Consider the following 18165-nt stretch of genomic DNA (forward strand, 5'->3'; position numbering starts at 1 on the left):
TACGTACCTTATCAGGTCAAAATGACTTTAAATAGTGTCGTTTCCGCGTAGGCGGAAATCCATCTTGCAAACAAAGTTAGGAATTACCTTGAGAAATAGATTCCCGCCTACGCGGGAACGACACGATAATAGACCTGTTTGAGTAATTGTTAAGTCATCCGCTGACTATATAAAAAATGAGGGGATCCCTCGGCCCGCGAAGGCGGGTATGACAGAACTCCTTACTCAACACCCTCCAACTCAGCAATCGCTTCCTCATCAATTACCGTTTCCCCTGTTGAATGAGCTGTTAGCAGTTCCGATTCAAGATTCTTGAATTGCCATAAATCCTGATCCATCAGTTGGCTGGGTTTAACGCTTTGCAGGGCATGCAAAATGTTACTGGGAATTTTCGGGTTTTCTTCAGCAAGCTGATCAATCAATTTCCCTATTTTCTTGCGGGCCAGGTTTTCCTGGGAGCCACAAAGCGTGCAGGGGATAATTGGGAAAGCCTGCTCATTGGCAAAAGTAATGATATCTTTTTCCTGAACATAGGCTAAGGGTCTTATGACAATATGTTTCTTATTATCACTTAAAAGCTTTGGCGGCATGGAACGTATGTCGCCGTTGTACAATATGGACATCATTAAGGTGCGAATCAAATCATCGCGGTGATGGCCCAGAGCGATTTTAGTAAAGCCATTCTCTTCGGCATAGCGATAAATAATACCCCGTCTCAGTCTTGAACAAAGAGAACAGTAAGTTTTGCCTTCAGGTATTTTCTCTTTGACGATGCTGTAAGTATCACGGGTTAAAATTTCATAGGGGATCTCTTTTTCTTGAAGCCAGGCATGCAGCGCCCGATCATCCCAGCCCGGCTGTGCCTGGTCAAGTGTAAAGGCGAAAAGATCAAATTTATGATTTGAACGGCGTTTTAAACTGTGCAGTAAAGTTAATAAGGTGAAAGAATCTTTACCACCTGATAAACATACCATAACTCGATCGCCACGCTGAATCATGTTGAAGTCTGCAATTGCCTTACCAGTGTAATGTAAGAGTTTTTTTTCGATAAATGTGGGTGTCGATGACATAATAATATACAACCTAAATTCAAGTTTTGTTGAAGGCTAAGCGCATCATAGCCTGTCGAAGTAGTAATTAAATAAAGCTTAATGCTTCCAAACTAAGGATGGCGTCGAACTGGCCCCGGGTTAGGGGGAAATGTGCTTATTCGTGTTGTGGCCAGCCAGGCATTAACTTCCTCAATGTCGTTGGCGTTCAAAGTACCAGCAAGATACTTTAAATTCAGTAAGGCGTTGATCAAATCATACTGATCACTGGCAAGCTGTCGCTGCGCTTCAAACAGACGTTGCTGTGCATTCACCACGTCAACCATTGTACGGGTTCCCACCTGAAACTGTGCTTCAGTACTTTCCAGAGAGTTCTGGGTTGAAATCACCGTTTGTCGGTCGGCCTTAACCTTACTGATTCCGTCAATAATTGTATTAAAGGCAATACGGCTATTCACTTCTACGTCGCGATACGTTCTTTCCAGTTGTTCACTGGCTGATTGAAAGTCAAACTGTGCCTGGCGGGTTTGTGACTGAACCAGACCACCCTGGAAGGCAGGAAAATTCAATGCCAGTGCAACATTTGAATTGCTTTGTCGTGATGGAATGAAGAAAGATCCATTCCCTGCTGCATTATGCGTTTGACTGCTGTTACCCTGAATGGTAAGCGTTGGCCAATTGCCCGCAGCCTGAGCCTTGATATTTTCTCGTGCCGATAGCAGATTATACTTGGCTGCAAAGAGATTATAATTCTGGTTCAAACCCAGATCTATCCATTCGTTCACATTATCCGGTTCGGGTTTAATCAGTGGGATGCGGCTGTCACGTAAGGGAGCCAGGTATTCATAAACATGGTTAGTCAGCTTGCGTAAATTTTCATTTTGGTTAATCTGATTATTTCGCGCACTGATTACTTCTGCCACTGACTGATCATAAGCTGCCTTGGCCTCATAGACCGAAGTGATCGCGTCCAGACCTACCTTGAACCGCTGCTCAGCCTGATCAAGCTGCCTTTTGTTGGCCCGTTTTTTAGCTTCAGCAAAGTTAAGCGTATCTTTGGCTAACAGGACATCAAAATAAGCTTTCGCAGTGCGCAGGATCAAATCCTGTGCTGAATTATTAAAAGTTGCCTGTGCCGCTTTAACGGATGCTTTTGCCTGCTGAACTTTGGCCCAGGCCTGATAATTGAATACCGCCTGAGACGCAGTGACCTGCCATTGATTACTGTTGTAGGTCTGCTCGACGCTCGCGCTTTGGCTTCTTACATCTTCCACATTCCTCGCAACCTGAGCTGTCGTTGTCAACTGAGGGTAGAGTGCTGCACGTGCCTGAGGAAGCGCTTCGTTACTGGACATGTAAGTGCTGTAGGCTTCTTTAAAAATCGGATCATTTTCCAATGCCTGATGGTAAATATCCATCAAATCAGCTGAATAGGAAATTGTGCATAAACCCACACTCAAAAGACAGCTTAGAAGCGTTTTTTTCATTGAGCAAGTCCTAGAAAACAAATTCTTTGGGTTTTAATCTGTCGACCAATGGGGGAATATTAGTATCAAACAGGAAGGTTTCATGCCATTGATTATTATGATCAAGAGTATGCAACTGGCATTGCATTACCGGCTCTCTGCCCACGATAGTAATTAATTTTCCACCCGGCAGAAGCTGAAGACGTAATGTTTCAGTGATTTTTTCAATAGCGCCTGTAAACACGATCACTTCATAGGGCGCTTTATCAAGCCAGCCGCGGCTCGCATCGCCAGTGATTAGCTCGACATTACTCACATGATGCGTTTGCAGATTCTTTTTGGCCATACTGGTAAATTCAGCATAATAATCAATTGAAATTACTTTCTTACAGAGCTGGCTTAGCAAGGCGCTGAAGAAACCAGTGCCTGTTCCGACTTCAAGAACAGTTTCATTTCCGCTCAGCTTTAAAGTCTGTAAAATTTTGCCCTCTTCGAGCGGCGTGAGCATGCGCTGACCATGAGGTAGCGGGATTTGCATATCGGAGTAGGCAAATTCCTGCATATTTTTAGGTACAAATTCATGACGAGGAAATTTGTCATACAGAGCCAGGATGTTTTCATTTAAAACATCACCTGTTCTTAATTGCTGTTTGACCATATTTATTCGAGCGTTTTGACTAATCATTGAATCTTACCATCTACTTAAGTGACTTAGGCCTTGCTGAGATTTGGCGTGATACAATGCCGCGCCTGAAATTTCAGAAGCTCCTAGGTTAAAACGTTACTGGCATTTTAGCAAGATTTACCAGCGGGCGCGATTATTATCCGCATAATAATTCATTCTTTTTTTGCAAAATCCCCGAGCGCTGCATCGATTTTCTTCACTTCTAGTGAACAAAGAGAGAATTTGATATGATTGCATCAGTTTTTTAAATCTGGGAGAACAGCGTGCTTGAGCGATTTTTGGATCATTTGCATTCCGAAATAAATAACCTGAAAAAAGAAGGTTTATATAAGTCCGAGCGAATCATTAGCAGTCAACAGCAAGCAGCGATCGAAGTGAATGGCAAAGAGGTCATTAATCTTTGCGCAAATAACTATCTAGGTCTGGCAAACAGCCCCGAACTGATTGCAGAGGGGCAAAAAGCCCTGCAAACCTATGGATACGGAATGGCCTCTGTTCGTTTCATTTGCGGAACGCAAACGCCGCATAAGATGCTGGAAGCTAAAATCAGTGAGTTTCTCGGAATGGAAGATACCATTCTTTACTCATCCTGTTTTGATGCGAATACAGGCTTATTTGAAACGCTGCTCGGAGAAGACGACGCAATTATCAGCGATGCTTTAAATCATGCCAGCATTATCGACGGCGTGCGTTTATGCAAGGCGAGTCGTTATCGCTATGCCAACAATGATATGAAGGATTTGGAGCAACAGCTGATTGCTGCCAAAAATGCCCGTTTCCGGTTAATTGCGACAGATGGCGTTTTCTCTATGGATGGTATCATTGCTAATCTTCCTGCTATTTGCGATCTTGCCGAAAAATACGATGCCATGGTCATGGTGGATGACTCTCATGCGGTGGGATTCATGGGGGAAACCGGACGAGGTACTCCTGAGTATTGCGGCGTAGCTGATCGCATTGACATCATTACCGGCACGCTTGGGAAAGCGCTTGGAGGTGCTTCAGGCGGGTATACTTCTGCCAATGCTGTAATCATAGACTGGTTAAGACAGCGTTCAAGACCTTATTTATTCTCAAATACTCTTGCTCCGGTAATCGCTCATTCTTCTATTGCGGTTCTTGAGCAATTAGAGCGAAGTAATGAATTGGCGAATAAGGTAAAACAAAATGGCCAATATTTTCGCAAGGCAATGACGGCGCTTGGTTTTGATCTGGTTCCTGGCGAACATCCAATCATTCCCGTAATGCTTGGGGATGCCGCGCTCGCTGGAAAAATGGCGGATTTATTATTGGCTGAAGGAATCTATGTCATTGGTTTCTCTTTTCCGGTTGTACCAAAAGGCAAGGCCCGAATCAGAACGCAAATGTCAGCAGCTCATGAGACTCATCATTTGGATCGAGCCGTAGAAGCCTTTGCCAAGGTTGGAAAGCAGCTTGGAGTCATCCAATAAAGAGAAAACTCCCTCTCCCCAAGTTGGAGAGGAGTAGGGCACTGCCATTAAGTTACGGGAATTATGTCATTCCCGCGCAGGCGGGAATCCATTCCTCAATTGGCATTACAGCGAGTTCAGAGATGGATCCCCGCCTTCGCGGGGAGGACAGCTTAATATACAATTGAGCTTAACTTAATAGCAGTATCTCTAACTTTCCCTGAGGGGAGAGAGGATTTTAAATAAAGACAAATCGATGGGAGAACTATGAAATCACTGGTAAAAGCCAAGCGTGAACCTGGCATATGGATGCAGGATGTTCCTGTTCCAGAATACGGTGTAAATGACGTTTTAATTAAAATCCATAAAACTGCGATTTGCGGAACTGATATTCATATTTATTCCTGGGACGATTGGGCGCAGGCGACTATTCCTGTTCCAATGACAATAGGTCACGAGTTTTATGGCGAAATTGTCGAAGTAGGGCGGGAAGTTCAAGGTTTAAAACCAGGACAAAGAGTATCCGGGGAAGGACATATTACCTGCGGGATGTGCCGTAATTGTCGTGCTGGTAAGCGTCACCTCTGTCGTAACACTCTGGGCGTTGGTGTAAATCGTCCGGGTTGTTTTGCTGAGTATCTGTCAATGCCTGCCAGCAATGTGCTGGTTTTACCGGATGATATAAGCGCTGATCAGGCTTCTATTCTCGATCCTTTCGGGAATGCGACGCATTGTGCCCTTGCCTTTGATGTCGTTGGGGAGGACGTGCTGATTACCGGTGCCGGTCCTATCGGAATTATGGCTGTGGCTATTGTGCGTCATATCGGTGCAAGGCATGTAGTGATTACTGACGTCAATGATCACCGTCTTGAACTGGCTCGTAAAATGGGTGCTACCGCTGCGGTTAACGTAAAATACCGTTCCATTAAGGATGTAATGGAAGAGTTAGGCATGCAGGAAGGTTTTGATGTGGGGCTTGAAATGTCAGGTAATCCCATGGCTTTAAATGACATGATGAAAGTGATGAATCATGGCGGTCATGTGGCCATGCTGGGAATTCCTCCTCAGGAAACAGCGATTGACTGGAATCAGGTGATTTTTAAAGGTCTGGTGATCAAGGGAATCTATGGGCGTGAAATGTTTGAAACCTGGTATAAAATGATTGCCATGTTGCAAAGCGGCCTGAATATTTCTCCGGTAATAACCCATCATTTCCCTGTAGATGCCTATCAGGATGCTTTCCAGATAATGGCTTCCGGGCAATCAGGCAAGGTTATTCTGGATTGGTCATAAGTTGAATTGATAATAACGAGAGCACAATGTCGCAATATATTTTCACAATGAATCGGGTCAGTAAGATTGTAGATAATCAACGAGCCATTCTCAAAGATATTTCCCTTAGCTTTTATCCCGGCGCCAAAATTGGTGTTTTGGGCTTAAATGGTTCGGGAAAATCAACCTTACTAAAAATCATGGCTGGTGTGGATCAGAATTTTGATGGAGAAGCAAGGCCGCAACCAGGGATCCGTATCGGCTATCTGGCTCAGGAACCCGAACTGGATCCTGAAAAAACCGTCAAGGCGGTTGTTGAGGAAGGGGTAGCCTCTATTAAAGATAAACTGACTCAGTTTGACGAGATCAGTATGCGTTTCGCCGAGCCAATGAGTGATGACGAGATGAATAGTCTTCTCGAAAAGCAAGGTGCGCTGCAAGACGAAATTGAAGCCTGCGGCGGTTGGGATCTGGATAGAAAGCTGGAAATAGCAGCCGATGCCCTGCGTTTGCCTGATTGGGATGCCAAAATCCAGAATCTTTCGGGAGGTGAGCGTCGACGTGTCGCGCTCTGCAGATTATTGCTTTCCAGTCCCGATATGTTATTACTGGATGAGCCTACCAACCATCTGGATGCTGAAAGTGTCGCCTGGCTTGAGCGCTATCTGGAAGAATTCCCGGGAACAGTAGTCGCTGTTACCCATGATCGTTATTTTCTCGACAATGCAGCTGAATGGATTCTTGAGCTTGATAGAGGAGAGGGTATCCCTTATAAAGGAAATTACAGCGCCTGGCTCGAGCAGAAAGAAGCTCGACTGGCTATGGAAGAAAAACAGCAGGCTGGCCATGAGCGTGCATTGAAAGCCGAGCTGGAATGGGTCAGAACCTCACCCAAGGGAAGACATGCCAAAAGTAAGGCAAGACTTGCCCGTTATGAAGAAATGCGCTCCAGAGAATTTCAAAAACGTAATGAAACCAACGAACTTTATATTCCGCCCGGCGATCGCTTGGGCGATCTGGTGATTGAAGCCAATAACATTTCAAAAGCTTACAGCGATCGTTTATTGATTGATAATTTGAGTTTCCAACTACCAAAAGGCGGTATTCTCGGTATTATTGGTCCTAATGGCGCAGGTAAATCCACATTTCTTAAAATGGTTACAGGACAAGAGCAGCCGGACAGCGGTGAGATACGTATTGGCGAGACGGTTAATCTTGCGCATGTGGATCAGTTCCGTGATCATTTGGATGACAGCAAGACTGTATGGGAAGAAATTTCAGACGGTTTGGATATCATGCAGGTCGGATCTTTCCAAATGCCTTCCCGTGCCTATGTGGGGCGCTTTAATTTCAAAGGTACTGATCAGCAAAAGCGCTTATCGCAGCTTTCTGGTGGAGAACGAAATCGGGTTCATCTGGCCAAACTATTGAAAAGCGGCGGCAACGTCCTGCTTCTTGACGAACCCAGTAACGACCTGGATGTTGAAACCCTGCGCTCGCTGGAGGAAGCTATCCTTAACTTCCCGGGTTGTGCCATTGTTATTTCCCATGATCGCTGGTTCCTGGACCGCATTTGTACGCATTTAATGGCTTTTGAGGGGGATTCTCAGGTAGTCTTTGTAGAAGGAAATTACAGTGATTACGAGGCTGACAGAAAGCGGCGTCTCGGTGATGAGGCCAATCGTCCTTCGAGAATCAAATACCGTCGTTTGAAACATTGATAATTGAATCCTGTGTGGAGATTTCTAAATATGAATAAGTTGTTTTGGCTGGGGCTAGCCTGCTCCGTAGGGTTGACCGGCTGCGTTGAATTTGATGAGTCAACCTATATTACGGATGATGCCGGAAAGGTTCACCATACGATTCACTATACAAAAGACAAACGAGGACGTGATCATTTTCCCGTTAAAGCGACGGCTACAGGCAGAAAGCAATTTATTTTCGACCCGAAAGCCTATGCATGGGCCGCTTATGATGAAGAGGGCAATCGGGTTATGACTGGGGCTGCTTCTGGAGGTAAAGACTTCTGTGAGGATGTCGGCCAGCCTTGCCGTACAGTCACCGGTACATTCCGCGTTTATAATAAGCGAGGCATTAATTGTCTTTCTGGTGAGTATCCAGTAGAAACAACCGGCGGGGCAAAAATGCCTTATTGTATGTACTTCTATCGCGGGTTTACAATTCATGCGGGATATGAAGTGCCTTATGGCAACTCAAGTCATGGCTGTGTACGAGTATTTCCAAGTGCAGCCAAATGGCTGAACGAGCAATTCATGACGATTGGAACCGGGGTAACAATCTTGCCTTATTCTGATGATGAAACAACGAATGGATAATCATAAGCCCGGTTATTTGCAACCGGGCTCTGCCCGCTCAACGTATGATTGAGTTATCCAATACTTTTCGAGCTTGTTCATCTCTGTGCTTCTGAACAGCTTTTCGATATTCCGGATATTTATTACCCAGAATTGATGCCGCCAGGATGGCCGCATTGACTGCACCGGCTTTACCCACTGCTAAAGTTCCTACTGGGATACCTGCTGGCATTTGTACAATAGAAAGCAGGGCGTCAAGACCGTCGGTGAAGGTGGAAGAGGGCATAGGCACACCTAAAACCGGTAATAATGTTTTGGAAGCAACCACCCCTGGTAAATGTGCAGCTCCACCGGCCGCAGCTATAAATACCTCAACACCGCTTTCCTCGGCTTCTTTAAGATAACTGAATAAGGCATCAGGAGTGCGATGCGCGGAGAGAGCCCGGACTTCATGCGGTATAAGCAAGCCTTCAAGTGTTTTGCTTGCTTCTTCCATAATTGTCCAGTCCGATTTGGAGCCCATAAGAACAGCAACTAGTGGAGTTGACATATCGATCCTTTTTTTAATTGTTAAAACTCAATTTTAGCAGAGAGCTTATTAAACTGTGTCATTCCCGCGCCGCATTGTTGCGTAAAGGAAAATAAATCTGAAAAAGCTGTCTTTGCGAGCGTTAGCGAAGCAGCTCATAACCCAGCTCAAGGGTTTGATCTGGATTGCTTCACTTCGTTCGCAAAGACGACAACTTAGTTGCCTGGTTCTATTTGCGCAACAATGCCTTCCCGCGCGGGAGGACATGTTCTATAAACACTTTGCTTGCATATTTAATGTATGCGCATTTACTGCTCGTATCAATGCCTTTGCTTCCAATGCCTGCAGCCTGGTTTTCAATAATTCAGGCGTATCATAAGGAAGCACGGGACATTTGAGCTGACAAATAATAGGTCCCTCATCCACTTCTTCGCTGACATAGTGGACAGTGCAGCCAGAAACACGCTTGCCTGCGGCAAGAACTGCCTTGTGTACCTCCAGATCCATTAAACCCGGAAAATCGGGTAACAGGGAGGGATGTACGTTTATAATTTGATTAGGCCATGCTCTTACAAATTTAGCCGATAAAATTCGCATGTAACCGGTTAAAACGATTAAATCAATGGAATGGGATTGCAGTAAATCAGATATTTGCTCATCATAAGTTTCACGGCTCATCCCCGCCGGGCTTAAAAAATAATTCGGTATCCCATTATCCTTCGCTTTTTGAAGAATCAGGGCATCATTTTTATTGCTCAATACCAATTTGATTTGTGCCTTCATCCGGCCATCTTTACTGGCAGCGAGAAGGGGCAGCAAATTGCTGCCTCTTGTTGAACCGAGGACTGCCAGGTTTATCATTGAGCTTTCAACCTTTGCATGTGAGTGATACGCTGTTCAATCAAGGCTGCAGTTCCTATATCTTTACGATGATAAAGGGAGCCGCCTACTCGGGAAATTTCAGCTTCAGCAAGAAATTCTGCCTGATAGATGGTATTTGCAATGCCTACATAAGCCGCTGTTCGGGAGCCTGTAGCGACGGTTCGATCATTGATCTGATTCACTGCGCCAAGATAGAGATTATCGGGATTCGTGACGGAATGAATATCAATTTCAAAATTATTTAAAGGCTTATCCGGATAGCCTTCAGGTACCGCGTATTTACAAACAGTCGCTTTATTAGCAAAATGAATATCGGTCAGATCCAATCGGCCTGTAACCATTGCGGCACAAAGCGTTACAAAATCACTTTCAAGTATCGATAAAACGTTTAAAGCCTCAGGATCGCCCATGCGCGCATTGAACTCAATCACGTAAACCCCTTCTGCTGTCGCTATAAAGCTCCCGTACAAAAAGCCAATGTATTTATCCTGGCATTCTAATGTTAATGCATGGTATACCGCATTATTAATAGCCAGAGCGGTTTGAACTTCATTTTTTGATAGAAAGGGCAGACTGTGATTGGCGTCGGAATAGCTTCCCATTCCCCCGGTATTGGGGCCTTCGTCACCTGCAAAGGCTCGCTTATGATCCTGAACCAGCGGCATTGGAAACAAGCGAACACCGTCTGCAAAGCACATAAATGAGAATTCCTGGCCTTCCAGCTTTTCTTCAATAATAATGGACTGTTTTTTTGCGAGAATTTGCTCACAGAAAGACAGCGCTTCTTCTTTTGAATGAAGATGCTCTCCAAAAAGCTTGACCCCTTTACCACCCATCAGCCCATTGGCTTTGATCACATAATTATTGTTTAAGGAATCAAGAAAGGGCTCTACGCCTGATATTGAGTTAAATGTTTTGTAAACGGGCAAACCCGGGATATTGTATTTTTGCATCAGGTTTCTTGCGAACTCTTTACTGGTTTCAATGCGGGCCAGACTTTTCTTGGGTCCAATGGTTGCAATGCCTATTTGCCATAGCGCATCGGCAAGTCCCATTTCCAAAGGAGCCTCTGGTCCAATGATACATAGATCAATGGCCCATTCATGTGCCTGATGAGCAACCTGGCCACAATCAGTTATATCGCCTGCCAGATAGTCTTGAGTCAATTGCTTGATGCCGGCATTAACAGAAGAACCAATGCAATAAATTAAAGGTTGTTGGGGTGAGCGATGCAAGGCTCTAGCAATGGCGTGCTCACGGGCACCTGAACCGATAATCAGAATTTTCACAGCAATTTTTTCCTATTTTTGATATTTATAACAATGTTTCTTTTCTCAGAAAAAATCCCTCTCCCAAGCTGGGAGAGGGCTAGGGTGAGGGTTGTTGGTTTTAACCCCTCTCTCTGGCTCTCTCCCCTGAGGGGAGAGAGGATTTTAAGGAGAACTGCTCACTTCTTCGCCTTATCCTTAGCCCTTTGTAATTCAAGCTCTTTTATTTTTTCCGGTGTAATTGATTTGCAAAAGTATTCACCATCCATACAGGACATACAGGGTTTTTTGATGTTGTGATCGCCGCGTCGGGTGACTGCCTCTATTAAATCTTCAGAGGATTGATACAGTAAAATATCCACACCGATTTCATTGGCTATTTCTTCTTCAGATTTATTGGCCGCAATCAGCTCCTGAGAGCTTGGAATGTCAATACCATAAAAGCAGGGATATTTAATCGGAGGGCAGGTGGACACCAGATAAATTTTCTTTGCCCCCATTTCTTTTATCATTTTTACAATTTCACGAGAGGTAGCGCCGCGAACAATACTATCGTCAACAATGAGGACCGATTTATTTTGTATTTCGGTTCGTAAAGGAGTTAGTTTGTAGCGAATATTACGCTTGCGTGCTTTCACATTAGGCATAATGAATGTGCGGCCAATAAAAGGATTTTTATAAAGTGCCTCGGTATAACGAACGCCCATCTCCCGGGCGAAAGACAATGCGGCTGTATTCGCAGTAAAGGGAACCGGCACGACCACATCAGGAATAATATCAGGGTATTGGGCCTTCCATTGTTTACATAAATTTTGGCCCATCCGTAAACGGGCGCGGTACACATTAATATGATTTATTGTAGCGTCGGGTCGGGAGAAATAGACATATTCAAAGACGCAGGGCCTGAATTCGGTTTCTCTTTTATTGATAACACGGCGAAACATCTGCCCCGATTGACTGACATAAACAACTTCTCCAGGCAATACATCACCTTCCTCTTTAAAACCCAAGGCATAAAACGGAGTGGTTTCAGAAGCAAAGATGTAATCGGTTTTGCCGAATAAGCCCTCACGAGAACCCCAGACAAGGGGTCTAATGCCATGAGGGTCGCGGAAACAAACCAGCCCCTTTCCAATGACCACGCTAACAATGGAATAAGCGCCTTTCACATAATAGGAAATGAATTCCACCGCTCTGCAAAGCACTTCAAAAAAGCGCTCATCATCTTCGTCAAAATAAGAATTTGCCAACTGATCAGCCAATGTAAGCAGAAGTACTTCTGAATCCAGTGATGAATTAAGATGGCGTTTTTGTTTAAACCGAATTTGCTCGGCTAATTCCTGGTAATTAGTGAGATTGCCATTGTGTGCCATAGCTATGCCGCGCGGGCTGCCAATCCAGAGAGGCTGAATGTCGGTATTGGTATAACCACCCGCTGTGGGATAGCGGGTATGCCCAATGCCAATGTTTCCAAGGAGACTGCTGACGTTTTTCTGATTAAAAATCTCTCGAACCAGGCCTAAGCCCTGGCGTGAATAGAAACGCTCGTCACAGGTTAAAATTCCCGCCGCATCCTGGCCGCGATGCTGCAGGTGAATCAGGCTGTCAAATAACTCGTTGGCTACGGGTTCCTGGCTGATAATTCCGACAATCCCACACATAATCGACTACCTTATATAATCAGCGATATTATGCAATATGCGTTTTTCTGCTGTTTCGTGATGTTTTTGGAACTCAAATGGGCGGCCAGTGATCATTTCATACAATTGGATGTATCGTAGAGACAGCTGCTCGACTAATTCCTGGGGCGCTTTTGGCAAATCATTATCTTTATAAGGGTCACAATTTTTGGCAAACCACAGACGCAAAAATTCCTTATCAATGTTTTCCGGCTCAAGACCCTCAGCAACACGTTGCTCATAAGTATTGGCCAACCAGTAACGGCTTGAGTCCGGAGTATGAATTTCATCCACCACAATGACTTTGCCTGAAGAGTCCAGACCAAATTCATATTTGGTATCTACCAGTATTAATCCATGCTTGCGGGCAATTTCAACACCTCGTGCATACAATTTCTTTGCTAAAACGCTGGCCTGTTGCCAGTGTTCCTCTTTCATCCAGCCTTCGGAAATAATCTCTTCGGGGGAGATTGGTCTATCATGAACTTTTTCCTTGGTGGTTGGAGTTAGAACTGGTTCCTCTAATATCTGATTCTTTTTCAGACCTTCTGGAAAGGAAATACCGCAATAATTTCGGACTCCTTTATTGTATTGGGTCCAGAGAGAGGTATCGGTGGTGCCAGTAATATAGCCTCGCATTACAAATTCGATAGGAAAAACCTGGCATTTTTTTGCAATGACTGCATTGGGATCTGGAATGGCGACGAGATGGTTGGGAACGATGTCTTTGGTTTGCTCAAACCACCAGGCACTGGTTAGATTGAGTACTTGTCCTTTGCAGGGGATAAGAGCGAGAGGTCTGTCGAAGGCGGTCAGTCGATCGGTGGTAATCAGCAAAAGATATTCACCCAAATCATAGGAATCTCTGACCTTGCCTGTGTACTTCTTACCTACTGGCAGGTTAGTCTGATCCAGAACATAAGCTTGTTCAGCGCGTATCTCTTCCAAATAGCGGGAAGTCATAGTTGAAGTATTCGTGAGCATACCGGTTCCCTAATATGTTAGTTGATAAAATATCTTTAAAAAACTGACTGACAGGCAGCGTATCGCTATGAAACTGCCAGACTACTCCATGCCTTATCTTAAGTCCTGTATCTGTATCCTGTTGAGCATCGAGCGTCTGTTTGGCTTGCTGACCTATCAAATCCTCTTTAGTTCGTACCAGACAGGAGAAACTGTTATTTTGTTCAGTATAGGACGCAGGTTTATAAATTTGTTCTTTCCGTTCGCAGAATAAAACTCCACTTGATTGGACGCGTTCGAGCTGACTGGCCGATTCGCTAAGAATTTCCCAATGATCAAAACGTCTGACTTTAACGGGAAACCCCATTTTTTCGAGGGTTTTTTGAACAGTAAGAGCCTCATTATCTGTGATATTCAGCTGAATTAGATATTCTTTAGAGCCTCTTTGAGGCTGATAAGCTTGAATAGAAATTTCAGGAACAGATCGCTTGCTATAGTTTGTGTTAGGTTTACTGCCTTCGCTGATATATTCACGCATTGAATGAAAAATTGCATCGCCATTTTCTGTTCTCTCGGGATGAGGCATCATCGCCATCACATTGCCTGCTTCATTGGAAATGGCGGCAATATTGTGTAGTGAGCCATTGGGATTAATGGGGAAATGATCGATGATTTGGCCCTGTTCGTCGCAGTAGCGAAAAAGGCATAAGCCATTTTCCTGCAGATACTGTAACAAGGATTCAGGCATGATAAACCGGCCTTCAGCATGTGCAACCGGTAAATGAACGATGGTTTTTGAATCGAGAAAACGGGTAAAGGCATTGCGTTGATAATTATCAGCCAAACGCATATTGACCCAACTGTTGTAGAACCCTGTGCCTAGAATCTTACCTTCCTGTATACGTTTATTCTCAGTAAGCGCGATTTCCCCATAGCCAGGGATCATGCCTGATTCGACTAGAATTTGTGCGCCATTACAAATTCCTAAAACGGGTTTTCCCTTTAAACTTTGCTTTTTTATGTCATTCAAAACAGGATCAAGTGCTGCGATAATTCCTGCCCGCGAACGATCTTCATAGGAAAAGCCACCTATTAGGACATAACCATCCAGGGTTTCCAGCTTATGCAGCGGTTCGTTCCACAAAAATTCTACAGGCTCCATTTTGGCCCGTTTGATTGCCAGAGCAGTTTCCCGTTCACAGTTTGAACCAGGGAATTGAATCAGGCCGATGCGGATCATAGTAGAGTGACCTCTCTGTTGCCGTTAGTGATACGCCCGATTTCATACAGGGGGAAATCAGGAAATGCCTTTAAAGTTTCGATAATGGCTGTTTGGGCCTCAGGCGCAAAAACCAAAACCATTCCCGCACCCATGTTGAACGTACGATAGAGTTCCTGATCATCTAAACGGCTAAGGCGTCGCAGCAGATTGAACAGAGGGAGTTGGGGTATCTTATTTTTGTTTATTTGCGCAGCACAGCCAGCCGGCAATACCCGTGGAAGGTTCTCAAGCAAGCCGCCACCGGTAATATGCGCCATTCCCTTAATGGGCATATTATTATCAAGCAGATGCAGAATCGGTTTGGTATAGTTGATATGCGGGGTCAGCAGCTCTTCACCAAGGCTTTGATCAAAATCCTGGAAATGAGAGTTCACATCATAAGCGGCGACATCAAAAAATAATTTCCTGGCCAGAGTATAGCCATTCGTATGAAGCCCGCTTGAGGCAAAACAGGCGACAATATCGCCTTCACAGATAGTTTGTCCTAAAATCGCTTTGTCTTTTTCTACAACGCCAGTAATAATACCCACAAGATCAAGCTCGCCTGGACAATAGGTTCCCGGCATTTCTGCCATCTCGCCACCGACCAGTGAAATATCATTATCACGGCAGGCACTCACCATGCCTTTGATAATATCCTCAATAATTAAAGGATTTAATTTGTCATTTGCAATGTAATCCAGCAAGGTCAGCGGTTTGGCGCCTAAAACAATAATGTCGTTGGCAGTAGCACTCACCAAATCCATACCAATAGTGTCAAATTTTTGCATCATTCTGGCAACCATCATTTTGGTTCCTACGCCATCGATGCTTTGTACCAGCACAGGATGCCTATAATGTTCCAGCAGAGATTTTAAATCATACATGGAGGCGAAATTGCCGATACCGGTTAAAACCTGTTTGGAAAAAGTACTTTCAACTGCATTTTTGATACGCTTAACGGCCTGATTACCTGCCTCTACATCCACACCTGCTGTTTTATAATCGATGCTTGTCATGATAAAAGCCTTTTGCGTAAACCATTAGTCCAGGCCGAACGAGCGTCTTCGACAGCCAGATTAATCAGAGAGTTAATTTTTAAGCAGGACGCCTGGGTAGTTTTACCAATAACCTGGGGATTAACTTGATATTCAGCAAATAAATTAAGAATAGCCTCAAGATCATCAGGGGATACTTCCAGGATAAAACCACCGGTTTCTGCAAATAGTAATTTATCGGCGGCAAGCGGATCTGTTAAATGCACCTCAGCACCGATGCCAGGTCTAAAGCTCATTTGCGCCAGTGCAGTCGCGATGCCTCCTCGGGAAATTACTGATGCCGAGAGGATCAGGCTCTGCTGAATAGCCTGATAGACTGCAATAAATTCCTGTCCTACTTTTTCCAGATCAGGTTTGGGTAAGCTATTACCCAGTTTGTGCTGTGTCTGATAGTAAACACTGCCCCCGCATTCGTCACGCCGTGCACCCACCAGAATCAGGATCGAACCGGCTTGTTGAAAGGAATGTGTTAAGGCCTTGCCTGCATCCGGCATAGCTCCAGCGCAACTAATAATGGGGCTGGGTGGAATAGAGCTTTTGGTAGATTCGTTATAAAGCGAGACATTCCCCGATATAATCGGCAGGTTGAACTGAGGATAATCAATAACTGGAATTGCTTTTGAAGCATCAACAATACCTCGTATAGCTTCAATAAGCTCTGCCATTTGTTCTGGTTTTTCCGGATTGCCAAAGCATAAGCAATCTGTCAGAGCAACAGGCCAGGCACCAGTTGCAACAATGTTGCGCGCGGCTTCCACAACAGCATTGACCGCACCCCAGTAGGCATCAATTTTACAATAGGCAGGGTTTTGAGCCACTGAAAGGGCAACGCCTGTTTTACGAATTTCAACCGGGTATTTATCTTCGTTAAAGGGGGTCAAAACACCTGCGGCAGCTTCACCGCGCTCCAGCCAGGTGCGGCCCTGAACCTGTTTGTCGTAAGTTTCATAAACAGGCTCCCTACATGCGATATTTTCATGCGCTAATAGCTCAATCAGCGCGGTATTGAAGTCAGATGGCGGGGTGATTTCAGAACTATCGAATTCGCGTTGATTCTTTTCATGAGGTCTTGAGTAAAGGATCCCTTGGGTGATGTCTCCGGCCTTTGCCTGAACTATCGTTTGATTGTTATATTTAACGATATATTGATCGTCTGAACGCAGTCTCCCTATGATGGTCGCCTGAGCGCCGTCGCAAATATCGGGCAGAGCAAAACGGATATTGTAATGTTGCAGGAATCGGTCAGCGAGAGACTCGGGAACCACCCACATAAAGCGTTCCTGTGTTTCAGAGCACAAGATAACTGCCGGCAGTAAATCAGCTATACTCGTTGGAACTTTTTCAAGATCAATTTCAGCACCGAAACCACCGGCATCAGCCAGCTCAACACTGGCACAGGCAATTCCGCCGGCTCCCAGATCTTTAAATCCGACATGAGCAATCAGATTGTCGTTTCTCAACTGTTCAAACATAGCATAATTGGCTTTCAGAATATGGCGCTGCAAAAAGGCATTAGGCTCTTGTACTGCACCTTTATTCTCATTCTCTTGTTCGCTGTCTAGGGTCGATGAGGCAAATGCTGCGCCGCCAAAACCACTATTATCTGTCGGCTTTCCAACCAGAATAAACACGTAGTCTTTTGCATCAGCAGGAGCGTGGGAATGAATGATCTGATCCTCGCGCACCACACCTAAAGTCACCAGGGTAACCAGGCAATTTTCATTATAACCTTCGTCATAAGCGACATCACCAGCAAGATTCGGGATCCCCAATGGATTGGCATAGCCTGCAATTCCCCGGACTACACCTTCCTGAATCCATTTGGTTTTCGCCCGGTCGATGGCCCCGAATCGCAGACTGTCTGCCACGGCAATCACTTCAGCCCCCATACAGCATACATCCCGTACATTACCTCCCACTCCGGTTGCAGCACCTTCATAGGGAACGAGTTGAGAGGGATGATTATGCGATTCATGACTCATCACAATGCCATAGCGTTTGCCTTGCTTATCGGTGGCGACGGAAATAATACCGGCATCTTCTTTTGGACCGAGTATGACATGAGGGCCGTCAGTGACAAATTGTTTCAGGTGTATTCTGCTGCTTTTATAAGAGCAATGTTCCGAGCCCTGGATGGACCACAAGATACATTCTGCATAAGTAGGGGGGCGTTTTAAAAAGTCGTTTTGTATGGTAAGTGCTTCGTCGACAGTCAGGCGGATATTAAATTGATTCAGGAGCCGAGCGATATCATCCCTGGAGAGAAGGGAGAAGTCAAAAAAATCGGGCGTTTTCGTCACTGAGTCAT

Annotated in this window: 15 protein-coding genes; 4 read left to right on the plus strand and 11 right to left on the minus strand. The window is 44.9% G+C overall.

The window, feature by feature from the left end:
• Positions 1 to 221: 221 nt before the first annotated feature.
• The 3 genes from ttcA to LXA66_RS00275 form a co-directional block, all read right to left on the minus strand.
• Positions 222 to 1070, minus strand: coding sequence for a tRNA 2-thiocytidine(32) synthetase TtcA (gene ttcA, locus LXA66_RS00265; RefSeq protein ID WP_233011438.1), 849 nt, complete (start codon positions 1068 to 1070; stop codon positions 222 to 224).
• A 92-nt stretch (positions 1071 to 1162) separates the two neighbouring features.
• Positions 1163 to 2536, minus strand: coding sequence for a TolC family outer membrane protein (locus LXA66_RS00270; RefSeq protein WP_133138588.1), 1374 nt, complete (start codon positions 2534 to 2536; stop codon positions 1163 to 1165).
• A gap of 10 nt (positions 2537 to 2546) precedes the next feature.
• The gene (locus tag LXA66_RS00275) at positions 2547 to 3200 is read right to left on the minus strand and encodes a protein-L-isoaspartate O-methyltransferase (RefSeq protein ID WP_233011439.1); all 654 of its coding nucleotides are present in this window, start codon (positions 3198 to 3200) and stop codon (positions 2547 to 2549) included.
• Between the two features lie 263 nt (positions 3201 to 3463).
• Here LXA66_RS00275 and LXA66_RS00280 point away from each other — a divergent pair, with 263 nt between their 5' ends.
• The 4 genes from LXA66_RS00280 to LXA66_RS00295 all read left to right on the plus strand — a co-directional run bounded on the left by LXA66_RS00280 (position 3464) and on the right by LXA66_RS00295 (position 8238).
• The gene (locus tag LXA66_RS00280) at positions 3464 to 4651 is read left to right on the plus strand and encodes a glycine C-acetyltransferase (RefSeq protein ID WP_233011440.1); all 1188 of its coding nucleotides are present in this window, start codon (positions 3464 to 3466) and stop codon (positions 4649 to 4651) included.
• A gap of 246 nt (positions 4652 to 4897) precedes the next feature.
• Positions 4898 to 5923, plus strand: coding sequence for an L-threonine 3-dehydrogenase (gene tdh / locus LXA66_RS00285; RefSeq protein ID WP_058508686.1), 1026 nt, complete (start codon positions 4898 to 4900; stop codon positions 5921 to 5923).
• 26 nt (positions 5924 to 5949) lie between these two features.
• A complete protein-coding gene (gene ettA, locus LXA66_RS00290) occupies positions 5950 to 7623 on the plus strand; it encodes an energy-dependent translational throttle protein EttA (RefSeq protein WP_233011441.1) in 1674 nt (557 codons plus the stop codon).
• Positions 7624 to 7653: 30 nt separating this feature from the next.
• A complete protein-coding gene (locus tag LXA66_RS00295; RefSeq protein WP_112219963.1) occupies positions 7654 to 8238 on the plus strand; it encodes a L,D-transpeptidase in 585 nt (194 codons plus the stop codon).
• Positions 8239 to 8275: 37 nt separating this feature from the next.
• On the opposite strand, the gene purE is transcribed toward LXA66_RS00295, so the two are convergent.
• From purE to purL, 8 genes are all read right to left on the minus strand, one after another.
• Positions 8276 to 8767: a 5-(carboxyamino)imidazole ribonucleotide mutase gene (gene purE, locus LXA66_RS00300; protein WP_112219964.1), complete on the minus strand. Its 492-nt coding sequence runs from the start codon at positions 8765 to 8767 to the stop codon at positions 8276 to 8278.
• 249 nt (positions 8768 to 9016) lie between these two features.
• The gene (gene purN / locus LXA66_RS00305) at positions 9017 to 9607 is read right to left on the minus strand and encodes a phosphoribosylglycinamide formyltransferase (protein WP_233011442.1); all 591 of its coding nucleotides are present in this window, start codon (positions 9605 to 9607) and stop codon (positions 9017 to 9019) included.
• Entirely contained in the window at positions 9604 to 10917 is a 1314-nt protein-coding gene (gene purD / locus LXA66_RS00310) for a phosphoribosylamine--glycine ligase (protein WP_233011443.1), read from the minus strand. The genes purN and purD overlap by 4 nt, the downstream gene beginning before the upstream one ends.
• A 158-nt stretch (positions 10918 to 11075) precedes the next feature.
• The gene (purF, locus tag LXA66_RS00315; protein ID WP_233011444.1) at positions 11076 to 12557 is read right to left on the minus strand and encodes an amidophosphoribosyltransferase; all 1482 of its coding nucleotides are present in this window, start codon (positions 12555 to 12557) and stop codon (positions 11076 to 11078) included.
• A gap of 6 nt (positions 12558 to 12563) precedes the next feature.
• Positions 12564 to 13559 (minus strand): phosphoribosylaminoimidazolesuccinocarboxamide synthase, encoded by a 996-nt coding sequence (locus tag LXA66_RS00320; RefSeq protein WP_370637105.1) that lies wholly within the window; start codon positions 13557 to 13559, stop codon positions 12564 to 12566.
• Positions 13504 to 14778 carry a phosphoribosylformylglycinamidine synthase I gene (gene purQ, locus LXA66_RS00325; protein WP_233011445.1) on the minus strand — a complete coding sequence of 425 codons (1275 nt, stop codon included), beginning with the start codon at positions 14776 to 14778 and terminating at the stop codon, positions 13504 to 13506. Before purQ ends, LXA66_RS00320 begins: the two co-directional genes overlap by 56 nt.
• A complete protein-coding gene (gene purM, locus LXA66_RS00330) occupies positions 14775 to 15818 on the minus strand; it encodes a phosphoribosylformylglycinamidine cyclo-ligase (RefSeq protein WP_233011446.1) in 1044 nt (347 codons plus the stop codon). Before purM ends, purQ begins: the two co-directional genes overlap by 4 nt.
• A complete protein-coding gene (gene purL / locus LXA66_RS00335; RefSeq protein ID WP_233011447.1) occupies positions 15815 to 18157 on the minus strand; it encodes a phosphoribosylformylglycinamidine synthase subunit PurL in 2343 nt (780 codons plus the stop codon). The genes purM and purL overlap by 4 nt, the downstream gene beginning before the upstream one ends.
• Positions 18158 to 18165: the final 8 nt, after the last annotated feature.

This window comes from Legionella sp. 16cNR16C, assembly GCF_021297775.1.
Taxonomy (GTDB): Bacteria; Pseudomonadota; Gammaproteobacteria; order Legionellales; family Legionellaceae; genus Legionella_C; species Legionella_C quinlivanii_A.

Coding starts and splice junctions, on each gene's coding strand:
- ttcA (WP_233011438.1), bottom strand. CDS start 1,070: ATGTCATCGACACCCACATTTATCGAAAAAAAACTCTTACATTACACT.
- purQ (WP_233011445.1), bottom strand. CDS start 14,778: ATGATCCGCATCGGCCTGATTCAATTCCCTGGTTCAAACTGTGAACGG.
- LXA66_RS00320 (WP_370637105.1), bottom strand. CDS start 13,559: ATGCTCACGAATACTTCAACTATGACTTCCCGCTATTTGGAAGAGATA.
- LXA66_RS00270 (WP_133138588.1), bottom strand. CDS start 2,536: ATGAAAAAAACGCTTCTAAGCTGTCTTTTGAGTGTGGGTTTATGCACA.
- purF (WP_233011444.1), bottom strand. CDS start 12,557: ATGTGTGGGATTGTCGGAATTATCAGCCAGGAACCCGTAGCCAACGAG.
- purN (WP_233011442.1), bottom strand. CDS start 9,607: ATGATAAACCTGGCAGTCCTCGGTTCAACAAGAGGCAGCAATTTGCTG.
- ettA (WP_233011441.1), top strand. CDS start 5,950: ATGTCGCAATATATTTTCACAATGAATCGGGTCAGTAAGATTGTAGAT.
- purM (WP_233011446.1), bottom strand. CDS start 15,818: ATGACAAGCATCGATTATAAAACAGCAGGTGTGGATGTAGAGGCAGGT.
- LXA66_RS00295 (WP_112219963.1), top strand. CDS start 7,654: ATGAATAAGTTGTTTTGGCTGGGGCTAGCCTGCTCCGTAGGGTTGACC.
- LXA66_RS00275 (WP_233011439.1), bottom strand. CDS start 3,200: ATGATTAGTCAAAACGCTCGAATAAATATGGTCAAACAGCAATTAAGA.
- tdh (WP_058508686.1), top strand. CDS start 4,898: ATGAAATCACTGGTAAAAGCCAAGCGTGAACCTGGCATATGGATGCAG.
- purE (WP_112219964.1), bottom strand. CDS start 8,767: ATGTCAACTCCACTAGTTGCTGTTCTTATGGGCTCCAAATCGGACTGG.